A 23170-nucleotide genomic window follows, 5' to 3' on the forward strand; every position below is an offset into this window, starting at 1 on the left:
AACCCAGAAGGGATTTACATTGCATTAGGAATATCAAAAGGATACGGTAAAGGGATTGGTAATTTAGTTGGATTAGGTTATTGGGTAGCGATGAAAAATTTGTAAGGCGAGAATTTATTGCAAATAATAAATTTAAATTTAATGATTCAATTATTAAGAAAGTTGCTAATAATTTAAAACAACTTCATAGCTCAGATTTAAAATTTCAAGAAAACTTTATGCACAAAAGATTAGAAGCATTTTTAGAAAATATTAAAAAATTAGATAGATTAAATGATATTGTGCAAAAAAGTTGAATATTATTATCGAATAGACTTAAAACATTCAGATTTAAGCACACCCATTCATAATGATTTATATTTTTCAAACATTTTATTAACAGATGAAGAAAAAGTGTATTTTGTTGATTGAGAATATGCTTCAATGGGTAATAAATATTTTGACTTAGCTCTTTTTGTTTGTGCTACTGATTTAAGGGCACCGAATTCAATTTTGTGTAAAACAATTAATTAACTCAAAAAAGAAAGGTTAATATAATTTTATAAACGGTAATCAAAAATGAATTCAAAAGACGAACAAATGAAACAGATTCAAAAATTAATTGTTGAATTTGTAAAACAATTTGGTCCTAGTAGTGGAAAACAACTATTAAACATCACTGATTATATTGCTAAGCCTGTTTTACAGGCTCTGGTTGATGGTGAACACGTTGGCAAACTAGAGTTATTGAGAGAAAATGCTGATAATGATGAGAATGTGTATCAAAACGGCTCATACACTAGAAATGTTAAGTGAGGGAAAGAAGAAATTCCCATAAAAATGAAAAGAATTCGTGGTGAAAATCAAGACTCTCAAATTATCCCGAAATATCAAAGAATTATCCATGATAAGTTTATTTTAGATGTTCTTTCTTTAGCTTCTACTCGTTTGTCAAACAATGAAATCGCTGATCAAATAACGTCAATATATGGATTCAAAGTAAGTCCTAGCGTAATTTCAAATTGTATCCAAACTGTTCAAGATGAGATGCGCGATTGGCACGAAAGACCGCTAGAAAACAACTACCCAATCATAATGATTGACGGTAAAGTCTTTAAGATCAAAACTGAAGAAAGCGGACGGTCAAAGTACGTAAATAAAACGCTTTATGTCGTGGTAGGAATCAATGCGGATGGTCAAAAAGAGCTTATAGCGCTATACGTAAGCAACACCGAATCTGCTACAGAATGAATTAACATTCTTGATAATTTGAAAGAACGCGGCTTGTCTGAAACATATATTATTGTTTCAGATGGTTTAAAGGGTTTGAAAGAAGCGATTGAAAACGTTTATCCAAAAGCAATGCATATTACTTGCACGGTTCATATGATTAGAAATGCTGCAAAATATGTATCTCATTCTATGAAGTCCGATTTTTTAAGAGACTTAAAAAACATATATGGAGCAGACAATTGAGAAAGTGCAAAACACAACTTTGAATATTTAAAAAATAAGTGAGGCGGTTCTAACAAGCGCGCAGTTGAAGTTGTGGAAAGAGCGATGGACAACATAGAAAAACTCTTTAGCTTTTCTAAAGCTTTACGGACATTAGTTTATACCAGCAACATAGTTGAAAACTATAATTCAGTAATTGGGAGTTTCCTAGCTGCTAAAAAGTCTTTTAATAACATAAACCAGCTGTTATTAGACCTATATGTACATTTTGGTTACAATCCAAGATATAAAAAACTAAATCAGAAAAGTAATAGAGTGAGAAATTGATATAGAATATATGAAGAGTTAATGGATGTATTTCCGAACTTACTTAAGAAAAACTAAAAGTTCGAAAAAATCCAATTACACAAAATTAGCTTCGTTACCATTGCCTTAATTTATGATATATAGAAAAATTTTAAAATTTATTGATGACTTAATATCCGAATTTAATCTTTTATTTTCATCAAATATTTCTTTAATCTTAAAGGGAAGTTATATACTTGCTAAAAATAATATTTTAAAAAGATCTATAAATGATTTAGATTTTTGTTTCATATCAGATATAAGGGAAACTGATAAACAAAAGTTTTTACAGTGAATAGCTAATAGATTGCCTAATAGTAAATTTGACGATAACTTATTAATTACCTATATATTTGATTTTAAAATAGAAATTGTAAGTTTAGAAACTATAAATTTATCTTTTGTTAATAAAAATAATAATTTAAAAAATATATATGATATAAGTGTTAATTATGCGATTTTACAAAAAATTTTATCTTTTGCTTATATATTTTCTGATGATTTTAAACATGACAGGAACCGAAAAATTTCCGAATTAGTAAATGATTTAGAATCAGTATATAAATTTAATGGTAATTTAATTAAAGAAATAACATCATGAGCACTATTAAGAAAGGCAATAAATTTAAATTTATTTAATACTTTCTTTATTTATAAACATTATAATTACGATAAATATCATATTAGATATTTTAAATTTAAAAGCATAGAAAAATATTTAAATACTTATATATATTCTGATATTAAAAAAATATATAAATTTATGAATAAGGAATCTAAAAAAATAATTATTTTTTTAGATTTATTATTAAAAAATAATTCTTTAATAATAAAAACAATTATTAGTTCTTATGAAAAACCTACTTTGCCTGGATTTGAAATTAATTTTTTAACAAATGATATTGATGTTAGAAAAGATAAAAAAAACAGTATTTTCTTTAATATTTTAAATAATAAAAAAGCAGTTTTTATTTCTCATTTAGATGAAGTTGGAGGAATAATTGTAAATGGTAATATTTATAACTTAGGTACTATGAATTGAATAGATGGAATTTATAATGTATATGATAAAAAATCTAATTTTATTTTCGATATAAATTGCAACAAAAAAGATAACAACATTTTTTCAGCCGAAAAAAATAGAAAAATAAATAGACCTACTTTATTTTTTTCTGATAAAAAATCTAATTCATTAGATAAAAATGATATATATCAAATATTTCCTTCTACAAAAACTATTGTTGATAAAGTATTTATTAAAAGTAGAAATTCTGACAATAGAATGTCGGTTGCTTGTATTTTAAGTTTAAATAGTTTTTCATCAATTAATTATATATTTACAACAAGAGAAGAAATATTATTACAATCTTCTAAAGAAAATAAAAATTGAATACAAAAGAAAAAAATTAAATCAATTATTAATATTGAGTCTTCAGAAAGTGATCAGTGGGATATTGAAGGTATATTAATAAGAGTTTCTGATACTTTTACAGCCGTTAATTTATCATTACTAGAAAAACTAAAGAAATTATGTAATAAATATTCACTTCCATATCATTTATATTTTGGATCTGGATCAACTGATATTACAGAACTGCAATATGATAACTCAATTACAATAGCTTTACCTGCTGATAAAATTCATAGTTATGAATCTAATGTTTTAAGTAAAAACATATATTATATGTTAATTTTTATGGAGCTTATAAATGAAGAAATCCTTTAATTTTAATCTTTTTAAATATGTTTCAGCAGTAGGAATATCATTAATCGGTTCTGAAGCATTTAAAATTTCTTCAGCAATTTATATATATAAAATATCTGGTGATTTTTGATTGGTTACTTTATTATATTTATTAATTCAATTGCCATCAATAATTATTTATATTTTTTCAAATAAATTAGTAAAAATTCTTAAAGATAAAACCGCATTACTATTAACTGATATTTTAAGTGCTTTTTTTCTCTTGATAGTATTTATTATTTCTATTTGATTTTTAACTTCTAACATCTTTTCCATTATATTAATTGTTTTATCAACTATATTGGGTACTATACATTCTTATCGCTTTATTCATTTAAAAAATGTGTTATATTATTTAGCTACAGATGAAAAAACCTTAAAGTCCTTTAATATTGGCAATTCTCTTGCTACATCAATAGGTTTAGTTCTTTCACCTTTAATGTCATTTTATTTATATAATTATTTACAATTTTATTGATTGATAGTTTTTAATATTATTACTTATTTAATATCTGGTATATTGTATTGGAGTTTAAAACTTAATATAAATTCAATTGAATTTTCTAAAAAAACTATTTCACAAGAGATTAAAAAAACTAAATTATCAAGCTGAATATTTATTTTTTCTTTCTCTATTTTAATTGGTATATTACTTTATCCTAGACAAGCGGGATTGATACAATTTTTCGCATATATTAAAGATTATAGTTATAATGAATGATCTTTTTGATTCACATTAACTATGTCAATAAGCGGTTTAATAGCTACCATTTTATTGATGATACTAAATCATTTTAATAAATCTAAAATAAAATTACATATACTAATGATAGTAATGCTCATTTTAGCTACTTCATGAATTTTCATAGAAAAATTAACAACTTCTTCTTATGTTATTTTCATATATTATTTTTTGATCAACACTATTCAACAGTTTATTTTTAGTATCACATTACCAACCTTTTATTCTGAATCATACAAGTTATTTAATAAAAAAGATTTTCATAAGCAAAATGGTTGATCATTGGCCACTAGAGTTATAGTTTCTAATTTACTTATAATTCTATTTACATTTTTTAACAATAAATTTAGTTATTATTGAGCATATTTAAGTTATTCGCTTATTATATTAATATTGTCTACACTTATAATTACAACTTCATTAATTATTTTTAAAACAAATAATATTAATAAATTTTATTCTTCTAAAAAAACTTTTAAAGATTATGAAGAATATACAAAAAATGGTCTTTGAAATTCAGAAAAAAATATAATCGAAAAATATTTTTTCGATAATACAAAAGAATTAAAAATATACGATATTGGATGCGGACTGGGGAGAACTACTTTTGAATTAAAAAAAATGTTCCCTAATTCTAAAATTGAAGCAATTGACATAAATAAAATATTTATTAATAATTGCAAAAAAAGAAATTCTGATAATTCTATATTATTTAAGCATAAAAATATAATAGAGAAAATTAACGAAAAAGAAAAATATGATCTTATTTTGTTTTCTTTTAATGGTTTGACAAATATTATTGAAGAAGAAGAAGTTAGAATGGCTTTAAATAATATTTATAACTTGTTAAAAAAGGGTGGAAAATTCATTTTTACTATACATGATATGTTTTCTACTGAAGAATACAAAAATTATTGATTAGAAAAAGTAAAAGTGGCACCGAATTCAATTTTGTGTAAAACAATTAATTAACTCAAAAAAGAAAGGTTAATATAATTTTATAAACGGTAATCAAAAATGAATTCAAAAGACGAACAAATGAAACAGATTCAAAAATTAATTGTTGAATTTGTAAAACAATTTGGTCCTAGTAGTGGAAAACAACTATTAAACATCACTGATTATATTGCTAAGCCTGTTTTACAGGCTCTGGTTGATGGTGAACACGTTGGCAAACTAGAGTTATTGAGAGAAAATGCTGATAATGATGAGAATGTGTATCAAAACGGCTCATACACTAGAAATGTTAAGTGAGGGAAAGAAGAAATTCCCATAAAAATGAAAAGAATTCGTGGTGAAAATCAAGACTCTCAAATTATCCCGAAATATCAAAGAATTATCCATGATAAGTTTATTTTAGATGTTCTTTCTTTAGCTTCTACTCGTTTGTCAAACAATGAAATCGCTGATCAAATAACGTCAATATATGGATTCAAAGTAAGTCCTAGCGTAATTTCAAATTGTATCCAAACTGTTCAAGATGAGATGCGCGATTGGCACGAAAGACCGCTAGAAAACAACTACCCAATCATAATGATTGACGGTAAAGTCTTTAAGATCAAAACTGAAGAAAGCGGACGGTCAAAGTACGTAAATAAAACGCTTTATGTCGTGGTAGGAATCAATGCGGATGGTCAAAAAGAGCTTATAGCGCTATACGTAAGCAACACCGAATCTGCTACAGAATGAATTAACATTCTTGATAATTTGAAAGAACGCGGCTTGTCTGAAACATATATTATTGTTTCAGATGGTTTAAAGGGTTTGAAAGAAGCGATTGAAAACGTTTATCCAAAAGCAATGCATATTACTTGCACGGTTCATATGATTAGAAATGCTGCAAAATATGTATCTCATTCTATGAAGTCCGATTTTTTAAGAGACTTAAAAAACATATATGGAGCAGACAATTGAGAAAGTGCAAAACACAACTTTGAATATTTAAAAAATAAGTGAGGCGGTTCTAACAAGCGCGCAGTTGAAGTTGTGGAAAGAGCGATGGACAACATAGAAAAACTCTTTAGCTTTTCTAAAGCTTTACGGACATTAGTTTATACCAGCAACATAGTTGAAAACTATAATTCAGTAATTGGGAGTTTCCTAGCTGCTAAAAAGTCTTTTAATAACATAAACCAGCTGTTATTAGACCTATATGTACATTTTGGTTACAATCCAAGATATAAAAAACTAAATCAGAAAAGTAATAGAGTGAGAAATTGATATAGAATATATGAAGAGTTAATGGATGTATTTCCGAACTTACTTAAGAAAAACTAAAAGTTCGAAAAAATCCAATTACACAAAATTAGCTTCGTTACCGTAAAAGTTTATGACTTAGAGTTATTTTCTGAAAAAAAAGTTCTATCAAATAAAGAAAATGATATATGAGTAAAAAACAGATTTTACACACAAGAAGATATGAAAAAAATATTATCGGATGAATTTAATTTTAAAATTTTGGAAGTATCAAAAAGAGATGAAAAATTAGAAGAAGAATGAGTTAAAAAATTATCCAAACCTTTATTATTTTATGTTACACAAAAATAGTTAATTCTATAAATATATAATTTTAGAATTAACTATTCCCACATTGTAACTTCCAAGTTATCACTCTCAAAAAAATATTAAAATTTTTGGGAGTTTTTTTATTAAAATTTACTACAAAAAGAAAGAAAAATGCTACTTTGAGAGCATTTACAAATGTATGTTTATAAAGACGAGCATATTCAATCTCATGTATTTTTATGCTTTTTATCTCTAATTGTTTTGAAATATTGCATTTATAAATTAAAGAAATTTTATAAAGATAATGGAGAGATCCAAAAACTCACAATGAATATGTTTATAGATGCATTGAAACTTATAACAATCACAACAAAGACTGTGAATGGTAAAGTTGTAAGTGAAATCAAGAATAATTTAAACCCAGAACATAAGGAATTAAACAAAATATATAGTGATTTTCAATATGTGGTTGATGGTCTATCATTGTAATTTAAAAGTGTAAAAAACGAATACGCCTTATTTATAATAGGTGTATTTGTTTTTTCTTCATTACAACTTGGAAACGCAGGATTAATCGCAGAATGTACAAGATGGTAAGTTAAAAAAAATAAGCATAAGCGTTAAACGCTTATGCTTATTTTTATCTAATTCTTAAGGTTTGATTTATTGATTAACAACGTTAAGGAATTCTTGGATCTCTTTGCTACGATCTTGATTTAATTGGTATTCACCAAAACCGTATGAACCTACAACTTGAGCGCCAAAGAAACCTAATACATCAGTTAAGATTGCTCTTACCATAGGTGCTGCTTTAGCTCCAGGAGTAGCTGCTACGATATAAGCCTTCTTATTGCCTAGTCAGTTTTTGTTAGTTGATAATCAGTCTAAGATATTCTTAGCAAATCCAGGCATATAACCATTAATCTCAGGAGTTACAAAGATCATCTTTTCATAAGGTAATAGTTTTTCATTAAGTTCACTGATCTTAGCGGGAACTTTTTCAACAGTATCACTAGAGATGTGATCAACGTTGTAGTCAGCTAAGTTAATAAAATCAAATGAACCTAATTTAGCAATCTTAGTTGCTAAATCATAATTAAGTGATTTGCTAACATCACTATTTGAGCAAGATAAAACGATTGTGTTTTTTTTCATATGATTAATTATTAAAATTGAATAATGGTTTTTTGGTTATTTCGATAAATTCTTTTTCAAGCTTGTCTCTAGTCATTTTGTATTCTGTTTTGAAACTTTCAACAAACTTGGTGAATACAGTATAAAGGGTTTTAAAAATAATGTCGTTTTCTTGCTCTTCATTTAGAGGTTCAACCTCTAAATGAAAGTTATAGTCATTATTACGATCTTGCTTGATATAACTTGCTAATTTGATAAGACCTTCATCAAAATCAGGTCTTTCGCCTTCTTCTGAAAACACGAAACTAAGAAGAATATGATCTGGTTTGTCAATAGCAACTAAATTAACATGATAATCTTTTTCGTTTTTTTTAAATAGAAGTTTATACATTATTTTCATCATCCCCTTTTTTTGTTAACAAGAATTGAGTGGCGTTCTTCTAAAGCTTGTATCCCGCCCTCTAAATAGTGGGCTGAAGCATTTTCATTTACCACTTCATCTTCGATAATCTCTAACTTATCAGTTAAATTAGATTGACGATATGAGTTTTGGATATCGTTTGTTCTAAACGAACAAACTGTTGTTGTTTGTGGGTCGGTTAAGATCCCCGTATTTGAGTTGTGAGTAATAATAAACACTTGCCCGATCTTATCATTTTCTTTGATTGCTGGGATTAAGGTTTTAGCAATCGTATAACTGTCAATATTATCTTCAGGTTGATCTAAGAATAAGATTGATGATTGACAATTTTTAATCACACGACTAACACCATAACTTGATCTTGTTCCTAATGACAACTTTTCATAATCCTTACCGTCTAATAAAACAGTGATCTTGTTTTGAAGGTTTTCTTCAAAGTATTTTTCTAAAGTTTGTAATAAGATCTCATCATCATCTAGATCGTATTTATTATCTTTAAACCCGCCTTTTTGTAAAAAGTTGTTTAATCATTTAACTTTGTCAGTAAACACACTTGGTTTGTACAAGCATTTTGAAAAAATCTTGTACAACGGTGGATCTTCTTCACTAGTTTCACCTAAATCATATTCAAGATCGATTTCGAATTGAATATCAGAATCGTTCTCACTTTTAGCTTTATTCTTGATCGGAATTTTAGAAAATTTTTGATCTAGAAAGTTATCAAAATAAGCAAAGTTATTAGCTAATACTCTTGCAATCGACTTGAATTTTTCTTCTAGTGCTGAACTAAATGAACCGATTCTTCTATCAGTTTCTTGAGAATCTTTTAAGTATTGTTCATAATCTTTAATCGTGTTGGTTACTGCATCATATTTAACGTTATTTAAAGATTTATCAAAGATCGATCTAGTATGTAATTTCAGCAAGCTTAGTACTGTCTCAATAATCTTTTCATAATCTTGATTACTAATTAATTCAATTTCACCAGATCTAGGTTTATGCTCAATAACCTTATTAAGGTAGTGTCTTAAAATACTATATAAGTCTGTATGAACTTTGATGACTCACTTATTATTTTTTTCTTGTGTGCGATTTAATGAGTTAACTAACAGCTTTTGGATCTGTTCTAATAACCGTTTGTTCCTATCGTTTTTTAATTGAAACAGATCGTGAATATTTAGTTCATTTAAATTTTTTAACAGTTGGTTAAGCTCATGAAAAGTTTTAAAATAACCATCAAAAAAGATACTTAAATCTTTTGCTACCATTTTACAGCTTTTTTCTAAAAAACGATTCTTTTCTTTTTTAAAAGTAGCTGCTGTATCTAATTCTTTTTTAATCTTGTCATCTTGAATAATGATATCGTTTCTCTGTTCGTCTTTTGGGTATTTGGTTCTTTTATCCCTTCAACGTTTAATATCACCGTTTGAATAAACAAGCTTATCAACATTAAAACCAAACGTTTTAGCGATCTGATCGATATCACTATCATAATTGGAATAATTCGCATGTAAGCCATACAAGATTTTTAACAAGGTAGATTTCCCACCACCTTTAGTCCCAATTATGACATTAACACCAGGTAAAAACTGTAATATATGTTCGCTTGAACTATTGCTTAAAACAAGTTCCTTGATATATTTTTTTTCATTATTAATCATATCTTATTAGCTAATAGCTTATACTATATTAATATGTATATTATATTAATATAGCAAAAAGCTGATCAAAGATTATAAATAAAGTTGAGTTTTTAAATCTTCAAAGGTGATTAACTGGTCTTTTGGGATCTTAATTTTAGTTTTAGAACAGTACTTATCGTACTTTTTAATATCATGACAATCACTAAAAAAGACCTGTTTGTAATCGTTATTTAACCTACTTTTTATCGCTTTAGATAACCGATTTTCTTTACCTTGATTGACTTCGACATACCTAACATCAGCTAAAACATTTTCAAAGTCTTCAAACGAACATTTCCCAGATTTACCAACATCTGGGATAATGAAAAAATCAAATTCGGCTTTTTTAAACTCTTTAACTAGTAAATTTAAATCAGCTCCTTGTTTGTTTTGCAACTCTCTTACTAGTAACTTGAGTTTTTCTAACCGTGCTAGATCAAGATCGTTATTAAAGATAAAATTACAATCAGCCTTAGGATTAATTGATCTAATCCTGAATTCAACTCCAGGAAAGATCGTAATTTTGCGATCCTTAATTCGTTCAATTAACCCTTTTAGTTCAAGATAAAAAAGCTCAGTAAAAACATCGTGATCAGTAAAACTAAAAGCACCAACATTATGCTTTTTTAGTTGGGTTAAATAATAATCAGCACTGTAAGCTGATTTAGGTGTTTGTTTTTCTCCAGCGTGACGAGAGTGATGGCTATGAAGGTGTAAATCGACTAATTGATAATCTTCTTTAGTCATATCTTACAAACCTTTATTTTAATAAGAATTGGTTAATAAATTTAGCCACACCAAGATTTTCGCAATTATCTGCTTGATATTTAGCAAAAGTCTTATAAACGTCTTTTGCATTATTAACAGCCACACTAAGATTTGATCATTTAAATAGATCAACATCGTTGTGATTATCCCCAAAACACACGGTATTATCTTTGGTAATTTTATTGTTAAAGTTATTTTTTACCCAAAAGATCCCACTAGCTTTTGATTCGTTAGGACGAATCACAACATCTTGTTTGTATTTAGTAACAGTGACATTACCATAGTTATTTAGGTCAATAAAGAAGTCGATCTCACGTTGGTTAAGTGGTTTTAGTGCAATTGGTCTTGTACTAATCGTAATTGCTGTAATCTCATCATTATAAAAATTACTTACCTTACTTAGATCGACATATCTTAATTTGAACATCTCATTATGGTATTTTTCATTAAAGAATTCATCTTGTAATGTTCATCAAGATTTATTCTTAGAAACATACACACCAAACGGGGTGTTAATACTATATGAGATGTTTTTAAACTTCTTAGCTAAAACGATTAAGCGATCGATTACGCTCTTATCAATATAAGAAGCCTTAACACATTTATTATTAATATAAACACATGCCCCATCATCTGTAATCGTAGGCAAATTAAACATGTTGGTTTGAGTTAATAATGGGTATACTTTACGATAATCTCTTCCTGTAGCTATCCCAGTATAGATTCCTTGTTCAATTAGTTTTTGAAACGCTTGTACTACTTCAGGGGGGACATCAAATAGATCTTTGTAGTGTTGACCTTTATATAAAAATTTAGCATCTTTTTTAGATGTAATAATCGTATCGTCTAGATCAGTATAAACGAATTTGGTATTTCTTAAGCTCATATTTTAATTAGTAAGATAATTTTAAAATACAATATTCTATAAATTTAAAATTAATAATAATAAATTAATAATATAAGATAATATCTAGCATTGTTGAGATCGAAAATTAAAAAACTGCTTTTTAGCAGTTGTGCATTATTATTATCTATTTTTCTATTATTAATATTTGGGCAAAATAAACCGCTTAATACTAATAATAATTCTTTAATATACGATCATCAACTAAAAAACCAAGCCTTATCTGAAACGATCGTTAATAACGGTAGGATCTATCGTAAGAGCGTTGAACAGTTTAATGCGCTCCAACAACCTGGTTATATTAGCAATAATAACTTTAATGGCTTAAAGTTAGCAAACGGTGGGTATATCTTTATCTCTAAAGATAATGATAATATTATCTATCGGACTGATTTATTCTATAACACGTTATGAACCTATCGGTTTGCTAATGACAACCAGATCAGTCGTCATGTTGTTGAAGTTGCTTACGATCCATATGATCCCACGACCTTTTATGTTTTAACGGTCCCTAGAAATAATGATGATAATGCAATCAGAGCGTATGCTAATTGCAGTAAGGATGGTTTTGGGGTCATTACCAAAATAAAAGAAAATCTTGACCGTGAACTAGATAAACGGGCAGATTTTCAATCTGAAATTGCGATTGATCCGCAAGCATTATTAAATAATATTCCCTCGACATGGAATAGTAACCCTTCATTTTTAAGTAATATGATCGGTTTTACCAATAATGGAAAATTCATCTTTTCTTATAACAATTATTTGGCTAATCTAGCCAACTTAATCGTTTATAAGCAAAACATTTATCTTATTGGAGGGAATGGGAATATTAACCCAACGATTAGTGATCGGTTCCAATCGTTGGGGATCTTTCGGATCGATAAGAACCTCAATCAGGTTACAGGTTGACCTTATGCGGTCTTGATTGGTGGGTGGTCTCAAACTAAGGATAGCAATTTTGGGGTAAATTTACCGATCTTTCAAGACGCGCAATTTACTTATGTAATCAGGGGTGCGATTGCTGGAGGAAAAATCATCTCAGATACTGATCAACTTCAGATTGGGGGAAGTTGATCAGTGGGTGATCATAACGTTTTAAGTGCGACTAACCGTGAGATCCCAAAGGTCAGTAATAACAGTTCAGACCTGCAATTATTAGGGACATTTAGATTAAATCTAAGTGTGTTAGATTCACTAGGTTCATTTGTCTCACCTACTGCATTTATGCCAACAACTGATCTAAAAAGAACTAACCCAAACTTCTTATTAGTTTCAGGTTCGCAAGATTTTAACTTTAATAATAATAATGATCTATTTAATAACCGAAGAGAATTAATGGTTAAATCGCGGTTATATCGGCTTGATAATACGAACTTTTATCATAGTTTAGCTGGCTTTTCTTATGGTTTTGTTTTTGGCTCATTTAGTATGCAATTTAATGATCTAACGATCATCTTTGATACAAACGGTACATATACAGTGATCCAACCACCACTTCAGTTGCAAAGACTATTTGGGTTTGAGAATAATCAGTACCGATGAGATAATTTTGTTAACTCATTAAGTTCAGCTAACTACAACTCCTTATCACAATCACAAGCTGGGAATACGATCATTATCTTTTGATCGAAAAAAGAACAGAACGTTAATAATAAAGTTTCTACAGTTTATCTAATTGATAATAAGGATAATGGTTATCGCGCTAGAATCGTCCCTTCGATTAACCAGAGTTTTTTAGATCAGACCCAACAGATCTCAGATAATTCTAGCTTTGGGGTTTATCCTATTAGTAATGTTGTCTCATTAAATGGGATTGATGATATTTTAGTTTATCTTAATTCAAATAATGCTAATTTTAAGGCTTTATCATTATTTAAATTTTCAAGTGATAGGGTGATTGAACGGTTAATTATTGATAATAATTACCAAGATCCAGTGGCTACTAGAACATCATATCTAGGTAGTGGTGAACTACTTTTAAACCCAGAAAACGATGATCTGTTTACTTTTACAGTGCAAGAGTTAATCGAACCTTATCGTGGTGATTTTAAGATCAAAGATCAATATATTGATAAGTTTATTAAATACACCCCAGGAATTAATAATCCAAGACCAGATCTAGTTTTATTGATCAAGAATGATAATCTTGATCTTAAAACCCAATCATTTAGGATGGAATCAATCGTTAAAAACCCTTTGGTTAATAATTATTTTGAAACTGTCCCTGGCTTAGATTTTAAATACCGTTATTTTGGGTTTGGCGCTAACCCAACTTGGGTGTTTAGTTTTATTGTGATCTCTTCGATCGTGTTCTTTGTTCCCTTAGTTTGGTTGGGAATTATCTTTGTTTTAAGATTTTATAGTTTTTCAGTAAGAGATTATATTCAGATCCAAAAAAGAAAACAAAATAATAAGAAGATCTTATCAGCATTTAAAGCTACTTTAGAAGATGCTGAAGCTAGTGATCTGATTAGTAATAATAAAAACCAATCACTGGTAGAAAAACAATACAGTGAACTGATGAATATGATTGATTTAGCTAGATATCGTCATATCAAACAACAACAAGAAATTTATATCTACGAATCATCAGTTGTTTCCAAAAACGATAAGGATGATCTTGGGATTAGATTGTTAAAAACCAAATTGCAGTTGTTACAACGTTATTTCATTGATCAAGGGATCAAATGTTATCGTTATAACTTAAAAGATCATAAAGAAGTGTTCTTAAATAATCCTAAGCTAATTACTCACTTAAAGAACACTGATTTCAAATTACCAGTAATTATGGACCATAATGATATCTTGCATTATGGTAGTTATCCAAGTAATAAAGAATTGGCCAGTTTATTTGGGATTAATCTAAATGTTTTAAAGAAGATTGATGCTTTAACCTGACAGATCGTTCATTCTAAAAATAGTTATAGTTTTTATAACTCACCTAAGTTTAGTAATGTTTATGTTGAACAGATGACTAAAAAGAATGTTCGTCCACCACAAAAAGGTTAAGGCTAGTCGGCCGATTTTTAGAAAAAATAAAAAAATTTTATTTAACATCTTTACATTTCAAAAATCTGTGCTATACTTATTACAGTTAAGTTATTAACTATCACCTGGAGTGGCGGAATGGCAAACGCATCAGACTCAAAATCTGACGGGTTACACCCTTGTGAGTTCAAGTCTCATCTCCAGGACCAATAACTAATAACTAATAAACTAACTAACTTGGCGCCCTATGGTGCCAATTTTTTTTTGTTTATAAAGACTAAATATATAAAAAACAAGCTAACTACTTAGCTCGTTAAGTTGGTTGTTTAACTTAATTAAAACATTTTTTTCGTAAACAGATTGTTTTGGAAGAAAGTTAATAATGGGATTGCAAAGAAAGCGACCAATGAGAACTTAATTAAGTTAAATAATGAATATAAAGAAAAGATCCCCGTTCAATAATCATTAATAAACAATAAGAAGAACCTTAGATTGGTGGTTGAATTATAAAATTTGGCTACTTCAATAAAATTAATCGTTCTAACAGCTCTAAACCATCATCAATACAATGGTGTTATTAAAATCCCATTTATGGCTGAAAAAAGAAACATTAAGATCGGAATAATTAAGATTCAGATTACTAATCATTTAACCTTCTTATCTTTTAATTTTGTTTTATTTAGTAATCAATTTAAAAAAGCAAAAATCAAGATCGTAAAGATATTAATAATTGTTAAAAAAATAATCCCAATCCAGTTTGTCGAGTTCCAAATAAAATGAATTAATGATAACGAGATTGCTAGTGCAACGGCTGAATATATTGAACTAATATAGATAACTGGAATTAAAAAAACAATCGAGATATCAATTGTTAAAGACAATGAACTAAAAAAAAGGAATTTTCACTAGCGAAGATAAATAAGCAAAGATAATCGCTAATGCTAACATTCCAGCGTTAAATGATAACTTAAAATTGAAACTATAATAATCTCTTCTTTTTCTTATGTTCTTTTGAATTTGCACGTAATTATTATACATATAATTGAATATAAATAATATAATTAATATTAAATTAACCAATACAATTAAATAATAATGTCAAATAAATAATAATGTCAAATTTATTAGAACTTAAAGTAACAATAGAAATCCCAAAGGGATCAAATATTAAGTATGAATACGATCGCAAAACTGATCAAATCTCTGTTGATCGTATCTTATATGGATCTGAAGTTTACCCACACAACTATGGTTTTATTAAAGAAGCTTTAGATTGAGATGGGGATGAATTAGACTGTTTAGTGGTTGCCAACCAAGCTTTTCAACCAGGTGTGGTGGTTCCTGTTAGAATCTTAGGAATGATGGGAATGGTTGATTCAGGTGAAACTGATAACAAGTTAATTGGTGTAATTGCTTGTGATAAGCGTTTTGAAAATATTAGATCTCTTAAAGATCTAGGTGCACACGCATTAAAAGAAATTAAAGGGTTCTTTGAAACTTACAAGTTACTACAAAACAAAAAAGTTCTGGTTAAAGGTTTCAAAGAGTTAGACTCAGCGATCCACGAATATAAAAACTGTGTAAGTCTAATGAACCAATATGGATCATTACCTAAGGATGAATTCATTGCCAAAATGAAGAAAATGTATCCTGAAAAATACATGGAATAGTTTTATCAACAATTAACCAATAAAAAAGTCGCTACTATGCGACTTATTTTTATCTTAAAGACATTTTAAGTGAAGAATATGGTAAGATATATCAGTAAGATTAATAAGGTTTTAATGGTTGGCAACTTAGAAGTTAACGTAACCAAGAAAAAAGGAATTAAGAATATCTATTTAAAGGTTAAGCCACCATTTGGTGATATTTTTGTTTCTTGCCCTTTAAATTGTCCCGATCAATCAATTGTGGATTTTGTTTTGTTGAAGTTAAATTTTGTAATTAAAGCTAAACAAAACGTTTTGAGAAATGCAGAACAATTTTATACAAAGTTTGAAAGTGGAGAAAAAATATATCTCTGAGGGCAAGTATTCAATTTATTAATTGTTGATACGAAAAAACGGCCTTCGATCCAATTACAAGAAGACAATATTATCTTTAATGTTGATAAAGATTTGGATCAAAATGCAAAAGAAAAAATATTTGATAACTGATCAAAAAAATCACTCATGTATGAGATGAAAAAATCGATCACAGACTTAGAAGGAATTATGGGTGTGAAAGCTAACGAATATCGTATCAAAAATATGAAAACAAAATGAGGCACTTGTAACGTAGATAAAAAACGAATCTGGATTAGTTTACGATTGGTAAAGAAACCGATTGCCTGCTTACTATATGTTCTTGTTCACGAGATGACTCATTTAATAGAGCAGAATCACACAAAAAAGTTTTATAAAATTGTTGAACATTTTTTACCAAACTGAAAAGAAATTAATAAACTACTTAAACAATAATTTTCTATAAAAAATATCAAATTTACCGAATATTTTTAAGATTTTCAAAAATTGTAAAACTTTTATTTAACCATAAATAAAGATTTGGAAAACCAAATTTTATTTTTCCAGTTCGTTCTAACGTTTGTAGTGTAAAACCAGTATTTTTTTCTCAAATAAAGAATAGAAGCCTGTCCTTAAAATTTATTTAAAAAACTAGTTGAAGCATTTGATATTTGCCGTAAATTTTATTCAAAATAATGCCGAATTAAAGACATTAATGACTAAGCCTTTTTGGCTATCTTAGTCAGTTTCAGATGAGTGCAAAAATGAACGATTTTCAACTTTAGAAATAAAGCATATCTAAAAGCGAAATATATAAAGTAATTATGAATCATTTTAAATATATTATTTTACCATTTTAATGTATGTCAGAACTAGTAATTAACAATTTAACAGTTAATATTGATAAGAAAAGAATATTGACAAATGTTTCAGCAACTATTAAAGCTGGTGATATCGTTGCAATAATGGGTCCAAATGGCCATGGTAAATCAACGCTTTTAAAAACTATAATGGGTCACCATGATTCAAAAATAGTTAGGGGAAAAATTTTATTTAAGGATCAAGTGCTTAATAAGATGGAAGTTGATGAAAGAGCCAGATTAGGTTTGTATTTGGCAAGTCAAGCTCCAGAAGAAATTCCTGGCGTTTCATTAGTAGAATTTATTCGCTCAGCAATAAACGCAAGAAGAGAAAAACCAATAGATTTACCGGAGTTTTATAAATTAATTCAAAGTAACACCAAAAAATTAAAAATGAATTTTGAATTGCTAAATCGTTCAGTAAATGAAGGTTTTAGTGGTGGTGAAAAAAAGAAAAATGAAATCTTTCTTTTAAAAACAATTAATCCTGATTTCGCAATGCTAGATGAAATTGATTCAGGCTTGGATGTTGACGCTTTAAAGATCATTACAAAAGAGTTACAAGAATGAATAAAAGATAAAAGTAAGTCATTAATAATCGTGTCTCACTACGAAAGAATGTTTAAATTAATTAAACCAACTAAGGTTTTTGTAGTGGTTAACGGAACAATCGTTACTGAAGGGGATGCAAGTTTAGCAAAACGAATAGACAAAGAAGGTTATGATTGAATTAGAAAAGAATTCAACATTGACTTTAAAGAAAATAAAGACCATGACTTCGAATTGATTGATCAATTCGCTGCTAAGTAATTAATTATGGAGAAAAAATACTTTGTCTTAATCGATTCTAATGCATCTGAATTAGTTTATTCGATACCAAAAAATACTAATAGTTTTATTCACTTATTAGATATTCATGATAGTGATTCAAATTTGAATATAAATGTCAATTTATCTGAGTATTCTTCGGCAAAAGTGATTATTTCTACGTTCGGAATTAATAAAAATAAGAAGAAATATAATATCAAATTAAACCACTTATCTAATAATGCTAGAAGTGTTTATCAAAACTATGTTGTGGCGGCTGATCAGTCAAATGTTTCATCAACAATTACTAGTGTGATTAAAAATAAAACTCATCAAAATGATACAGTTCAAGAAATTAGAGGTGTTTTATTAAGTGATGAAGCCGTAGTTAAGGGAGAACCTCAACTGATTATTGACGACAATAATGTTAAAGCAAAACACGCAATGGCTGTAGGAAGATTAAATCAAAATCACCTGTTTTATTTAATGGCTAAAGGTGTGAAAAAAGCTGAAGCAATTAAATTGATTTTAATGGGTTATTTCATTAAAACAATCAGCATTATTGAAAGTGAAAAAGAACGAACTAAAATGATTAAACAAATTGAAGACTTATTTCTAAAAGTTAATTATGAAAGTTCAATTAGTTAGAGAAGAGTTTAGTTGATTTAAAAACAATAAAGGTTGAATATATTTTGATAATGCAGCTACGAGTTTAAAACCTGACTCTGTTGTCAATGCTATCAGCGAGTATTATCAAAAATGATCATTAAATCCACATAATAACAACACTAGTTTATCTAACAAATTAAACGATATTATTTATGAAACTAGAAAAAAAACAGCGCAATACTTAGCAGTTAGTGCTGATGAAATAATTTTTAATAGTTCAGCAACTGAGATCTTAAACTTATTCGCTTTCGGTTTAAATGAATATTTAAAAAAGGGTGATGAGATTATCGTTAACGAGTTAGAGCATGCAAGTAACCTGATTAATTGATTAGAGTTATCTAGAAGAAATAATCTCAAATTAGTACTAGTTAAATCTTTAAATGAAATTAAAGATAAGGTTAATCAAAAAACTAAATTAGTTGCATTTTCTGGTCTATCCAATATTTTTGGCTACAAAATTAACTACTTAGATTATGCCAAACAGATCAAAACGATAAATAAAAATTGTTTAGTTTTTATAGATGCAACACAGCTAGCAGCACAAGAAAAAATTGTCATTAGTCAAAACATTGACGGTTTATGTTTTTCTGCGCATAAAATCTTTGGACCTACTGGACTGGGGATTGGTTATATTAAAAAAGATCTGCAAAAGATCCTTAATCCTTTAAAGTATGGTGGGGATATGTATTACGATTTTGACATTAACCAAAAATCGATTTCACTTAAAACCAACCCGCTGAAATATGAAGCAGGCACTAATAACGTTGCTGCTATCTATTCATGATCTAAAACTTTAGATTTCATAAATGAAATCTATAATCAAAAATTTCAAACTTATAAGCAGAACTTAACTACTTATTTTAAAGAGAAAATTAAGCAACAAAAAAAGTTGATCTTAATAAATGAACAAGCTAATTTTCCAATCTTCCTATTACAAATTCCAAATATCCATTCCCAAGACTTAGCTTGATACTTATCAACTAAAAAAATTATTACTAGAGCTGGAGCTTCTTGTGTACACCTACTAAAGAAATACCAAAAAGATGGTTATGTTCGTGTTTCTTTATCAATCTATAATACAAAAGAAGAGATCGATTACTTTTTTAAAGTAATCGAAGAGTTTGACTTAAAGGATATCTTAAATGAATTACTCTAATGCATTAATCAGAAGACAGATCATCATTGATTATTATCAAAACCCTAAGAACTTTATTAAAGAACCCATCAGTGATCCTAATTACAAAGTAATAAAAACTAAATCAGATAGCTGTGCTGATCAATTTGATCTCTATCTTTTAATCAAAGATGATCTATTAGTGGATTTGAAGTTTAGTGGGAGTGGTTGTATCATTTCTCAAACAACTTTTGATTTTTTATCTAAATACTTAATTAATAAGAAATTAGATGAAGTCAAAAAACTTTTATCAGCTTATCTAGAATTTATTTTTAAAGATGTAAAAAACCCACTTTTAGCCGAAGAATTTGATATTTTTTCTTCAGTTCACATGCAATCTAATCGAATTATTTGCGCAACGATAAATGCTAAAGCACTAAATGAATATTTAACCAAGGAGTAATATATGCCGATATCAAAAAAAATCTTAAACAAAAAATACCAGTATGGTTTTTATGATAAAGATACTTCAATTTTTGAAACCACTAAAGGAATCTCTAGAGAGATTGTTAAGAAGATTTCTAAACTAAAAAACGAACCAGAATGGATGTTAAAGATTAGATTAGAAGCATTTGATACTTTTATGAAGATGCCAAATCCTAGCTGAGGTCCTGATTTATCATTTATTGATTATGATAATGCAGTAATGTATTCTAAAGCAGTTGATAATCCTCAATATAGTTGGGATCAAGTACCTAAGAAGATTAAAAACACATTTAAAAAACTAGGAATTCTAGAAGCAGAAGCTAAATTTTTAAATGGGGTTTCAACTCAGTATGATTCCCAAGCTGTTTATCATAGTATTGAAAAAGAGTTAGCTGAAAATGGGGTGATTTTTACTGATACTGACACAGCAGTACAAAAATATCCAGAATTAGTAAAGAAATATTTTGGTTCAATCGTTTCAACAAACGACAATAAGTTTGCTGCACTAAACACCGCATTCTGATCGGGTGGATCATTTGTTTATGTGCCTAAAGGTGTGGAGATTAGAAAACCCTTACAAGCTTACTTCAGAATTAATGGTCGTAGGGTAGGTCAATTCGAACGAACAATTATTATCCTTGAAGAAGGTGCTAAATGTCACTACGTTGAAGGTTGTACAGCTCCGGTTTATTCAGAAGACAACTTGCATTGTGCTGTGGTTGAGGTTTTCTTGCACAAAAACTCAGTGGGAAGATATACGACAATTCAAAACTGATCTGATAACGTTTTAAATTTAGTTACTAAACGTTCGATCGTTTATGAAAATGCCAAAATGTCATGAATTGATGGGAACATTGGCGCAAGAATTAATATGAAGTATCCTTCATCAATTCTAGCTGGAGAATATGCTTCAAGTGATTGTATCTCAATTGCTGTAGCCAATAAAGGGATTATTCAAGACGCGGGTGCTAAGATGATCCATTTAGCACCTCATACTAAATCTAGAATCGTTTCAAAATCAGTTTCATTTAACGGTGGGGACACTTGTTATCGCGGTTTAGTTAAAATCGGAAAAGATGCTCACTATTCAAGTTCAAAAGTTGAGTGTGACACCTTATTAATCGATAATATCTCAAGAACTGATACGTTACCAACTGAGATTATTGAGAATAAATACTCTTCTTTAGAACATGAAGCAAAGGTTTCAAATATTAGTGAAGAACAACTTTTCTACATGATGTCTAAAGGGGTTCCTAAAGATGTGGCTGAAAATCTTATCGTTCTAGGTTTTATTGAACCTTTCACTAAAGAATTACCAATGGAATATGCGATCGAATTGAACCGTTTAATTACGATGGATATGGAAGGAAGTGTTGGTTAATCGTTTATAATTAATTAGTCAAATGATTAGTTTATGCGACCTTTTCTTGAGTCAAATTATTATGAATTATTAGGCGTTAGTGAAACTGCCTCTAAAGAAGAGATTAAAAAAGCATTTCGTCGTCTTGCTAGAGAATATCACCCCGATGTTAATAAAGCTTCTGATGCTGAAGCTAAATTTAAGGAGATTAATCGGGCTTATTCTATTTTAAGTAATGAAACAACGCGATTTGATTTCGATCGTCGACTTAAACAAAGAAGAGCTAAAGCAGCAGCTATCAACACAACATCATTCTTTCACCAAAGAAACCAAAATCAAAACTATTATGAGATTTTAAAGGTGAATCAGAATGATTCAACTGAAAAGATCACGATTCAATACAAGATGATGCGTTTGCAGTACTCTACGGTATTTGCTAAAGACGCGCACTCAACTGAGATGAGTCGTAAGATTGAACGTGCTTATGAGATCTTAGGTGATCCCTTAAAACGGGCGCGATATGATCAATACCTAAAATTAGCCAACACATCGTTGATGAGTTTTGAACTGTGGTGTGCTAAAAATCCTGAAGAATCACCAATCGAGAAAAAAGCTGCTACACCATCATTTAAAGAAGACAAAAAAGCTAAAGAAAATAAGAAGACTAAAACAAAAGCTGAAAAACAGTCTGAATTTGAGAAAAACACAGAACAAGTAAAAGTTAAAAAAGACAAGAAGAAAAAAGGTGAAAAACCACCTAAACAAGTTCAAGCAATCGATCCTGATCTTTTATTTCCTAAACGTTGAAATGACACTTCAAGATTGATGAAGATCATCACTAATGTACAATTAGTTTTAAGATATACCCTAATTCTTTGCATCGTTCTTAGTTTGATCTTCATCTTCTTGCAAAACAACTCAGTACTAGAAAAGTTTTATAACGAGCTAAGTCTTGGGTGGTTTCCGTTTGTTTGGATCTTATTTGGAACGATCACCTTATTAAGTTTTTTAAATATCTACTTAGCTAGTGATTTCAGTGCTACAAACCCTGAATTCAAAAAAGTAAAAATTGTCTGAATCATTACCGCAGTCCTATTCATTAGTGTTTTTTATGCTTCTTATCTAACTAAAAAAGCGATCGAAGCTCAAGAAATCCATAATAATACTGCAAATAAATCAGGATAAAATTCGCTGGTTTACA

21 protein-coding genes, 1 tRNA gene and 1 pseudogene are annotated in these 23170 nt (G+C 28.6%); 17 read left to right on the forward strand and 6 right to left on the reverse strand.

Annotated features, from left to right (window positions below):
- The first annotated feature begins 80 nt into the window (after positions 1–80).
- The 7 genes and pseudogenes from D2833_RS01470 to D2833_RS01510 form a co-directional block, all read left to right on the forward strand.
- A complete protein-coding gene (locus D2833_RS01470; protein WP_027333246.1) occupies positions 81–350 on the forward strand; it encodes a hypothetical protein in 270 nt (89 codons plus the stop codon).
- A gap of 208 nt (positions 351–558) precedes the next feature.
- Complete coding sequence (locus D2833_RS01475) at positions 559–1818, forward strand: IS256 family transposase (protein ID WP_117273981.1); 1260 nt, start codon at positions 559–561, stop codon at positions 1816–1818.
- A 55-nt stretch (positions 1819–1873) separates the two neighbouring features.
- Positions 1874–3505 (forward strand): hypothetical protein, encoded by a 1632-nt coding sequence (locus tag D2833_RS01485; RefSeq protein ID WP_117273986.1) that lies wholly within the window; start codon positions 1874–1876, stop codon positions 3503–3505.
- The gene (locus tag D2833_RS01490) at positions 3489–5237 is read left to right on the forward strand and encodes an MFS transporter (RefSeq protein WP_231992489.1); all 1749 of its coding nucleotides are present in this window, start codon (positions 3489–3491) and stop codon (positions 5235–5237) included. The genes D2833_RS01485 and D2833_RS01490 overlap by 17 nt, the downstream gene beginning before the upstream one ends.
- A gap of 45 nt (positions 5238–5282) precedes the next feature.
- On the forward strand, positions 5283–6542 hold the full coding sequence (locus tag D2833_RS01495) for an IS256 family transposase (protein ID WP_117273981.1): 1260 nt from the start codon (positions 5283–5285) through the stop codon (positions 6540–6542).
- Positions 6543–6683: 141 nt separating this feature from the next.
- Complete coding sequence (locus D2833_RS04345) at positions 6684–6812, forward strand: hypothetical protein (RefSeq protein ID WP_256998355.1); 129 nt, start codon at positions 6684–6686, stop codon at positions 6810–6812.
- 153 nt (positions 6813–6965) lie between these two features.
- Positions 6966–7259: pseudogene (locus D2833_RS01510) on the forward strand (IS1634-like element ISMsy1 family transposase); the annotation flags it as partial.
- A 174-nt stretch (positions 7260–7433) separates the two neighbouring features.
- Here the strand turns inward: D2833_RS01510 and D2833_RS01515 are convergent.
- The 5 genes from D2833_RS01515 to D2833_RS01535 all read right to left on the reverse strand — a co-directional run bounded on the left by D2833_RS01515 (position 7434) and on the right by D2833_RS01535 (position 11661).
- The gene (locus D2833_RS01515) at positions 7434–7925 is read right to left on the reverse strand and encodes an NADPH-dependent FMN reductase (RefSeq protein ID WP_027333272.1); all 492 of its coding nucleotides are present in this window, start codon (positions 7923–7925) and stop codon (positions 7434–7436) included.
- 4 nt (positions 7926–7929) lie between these two features.
- Positions 7930–8307, reverse strand: a complete 378-nt coding sequence (locus D2833_RS01520) for a hypothetical protein (RefSeq protein WP_027333271.1) — start codon at positions 8305–8307, stop codon at positions 7930–7932.
- The gene (locus tag D2833_RS01525) at positions 8295–9986 is read right to left on the reverse strand and encodes an ATP-binding protein (protein WP_027333270.1); all 1692 of its coding nucleotides are present in this window, start codon (positions 9984–9986) and stop codon (positions 8295–8297) included. Before D2833_RS01525 ends, D2833_RS01520 begins: the two co-directional genes overlap by 13 nt.
- Before the next feature lie 72 nt (positions 9987–10058).
- Entirely contained in the window at positions 10059–10754 is a 696-nt protein-coding gene (locus D2833_RS01530; protein WP_027333269.1) for a hypothetical protein, read from the reverse strand.
- A gap of 13 nt (positions 10755–10767) precedes the next feature.
- On the reverse strand, positions 10768–11661 hold the full coding sequence (locus D2833_RS01535) for an HAD-IIB family hydrolase (RefSeq protein WP_014574693.1): 894 nt from the start codon (positions 11659–11661) through the stop codon (positions 10768–10770).
- 90 nt (positions 11662–11751) lie between these two features.
- Here D2833_RS01535 and D2833_RS01540 point away from each other — a divergent pair, with 90 nt between their 5' ends.
- Together D2833_RS01540 and D2833_RS01545 are read left to right on the forward strand one after the other, a co-directional pair.
- Entirely contained in the window at positions 11752–14691 is a 2940-nt protein-coding gene (locus D2833_RS01540; protein ID WP_027333268.1) for an arsenic metallochaperone ArsD family protein, read from the forward strand.
- Positions 14692–14794: 103 nt separating this feature from the next.
- Positions 14795–14879: transfer RNA gene (locus D2833_RS01545), tRNA-Leu, on the forward strand.
- A gap of 126 nt (positions 14880–15005) precedes the next feature.
- Here the strand turns inward: D2833_RS01545 and D2833_RS01550 are convergent.
- Complete coding sequence (locus D2833_RS01550) at positions 15006–15551, reverse strand: MPN527 family putative ECF transporter permease subunit (RefSeq protein ID WP_231992495.1); 546 nt, start codon at positions 15549–15551, stop codon at positions 15006–15008.
- Between the two features lie 231 nt (positions 15552–15782).
- Between D2833_RS01550 and D2833_RS01555 the strand changes: the two genes are divergently transcribed.
- The 8 genes from D2833_RS01555 to D2833_RS01590 all read left to right on the forward strand — a co-directional run bounded on the left by D2833_RS01555 (position 15783) and on the right by D2833_RS01590 (position 23154).
- On the forward strand, positions 15783–16340 hold the full coding sequence (locus D2833_RS01555) for an inorganic diphosphatase (RefSeq protein WP_011113518.1): 558 nt from the start codon (positions 15783–15785) through the stop codon (positions 16338–16340).
- A 78-nt stretch (positions 16341–16418) separates the two neighbouring features.
- Entirely contained in the window at positions 16419–17129 is a 711-nt protein-coding gene (locus D2833_RS01560) for a YgjP family zinc-dependent metalloprotease (RefSeq protein WP_231992497.1), read from the forward strand.
- A 407-nt stretch (positions 17130–17536) separates the two neighbouring features.
- A complete protein-coding gene (gene sufC / locus D2833_RS01565; RefSeq protein ID WP_011113520.1) occupies positions 17537–18343 on the forward strand; it encodes a Fe-S cluster assembly ATPase SufC in 807 nt (268 codons plus the stop codon).
- Between the two features lie 6 nt (positions 18344–18349).
- A complete protein-coding gene (locus D2833_RS01570) occupies positions 18350–18988 on the forward strand; it encodes a SufD family Fe-S cluster assembly protein (RefSeq protein ID WP_027333266.1) in 639 nt (212 codons plus the stop codon).
- Complete coding sequence (locus D2833_RS01575; RefSeq protein WP_011113522.1) at positions 18969–20165, forward strand: aminotransferase class V-fold PLP-dependent enzyme; 1197 nt, start codon at positions 18969–18971, stop codon at positions 20163–20165. Before D2833_RS01570 ends, D2833_RS01575 begins: the two co-directional genes overlap by 20 nt.
- Entirely contained in the window at positions 20152–20586 is a 435-nt protein-coding gene (locus D2833_RS01580) for an iron-sulfur cluster assembly scaffold protein (protein ID WP_011113523.1), read from the forward strand. The genes D2833_RS01575 and D2833_RS01580 overlap by 14 nt, the downstream gene beginning before the upstream one ends.
- A 3-nt stretch (positions 20587–20589) precedes the next feature.
- On the forward strand, positions 20590–21990 hold the full coding sequence (gene sufB, locus D2833_RS01585; protein WP_011113524.1) for a Fe-S cluster assembly protein SufB: 1401 nt from the start codon (positions 20590–20592) through the stop codon (positions 21988–21990).
- Positions 21991–22023: 33 nt separating this feature from the next.
- Positions 22024–23154, forward strand: coding sequence for a DnaJ domain-containing protein (locus D2833_RS01590; protein WP_117273988.1), 1131 nt, complete (start codon positions 22024–22026; stop codon positions 23152–23154).
- Positions 23155–23170: the final 16 nt, after the last annotated feature.

The sequence above is a fragment of the Mycoplasmoides gallisepticum genome, from assembly GCF_900476085.1.
Taxonomy (GTDB): domain Bacteria; phylum Bacillota_I; class Bacilli_A; order Mycoplasmatales; family Mycoplasmoidaceae; genus Mycoplasmoides; species Mycoplasmoides gallisepticum.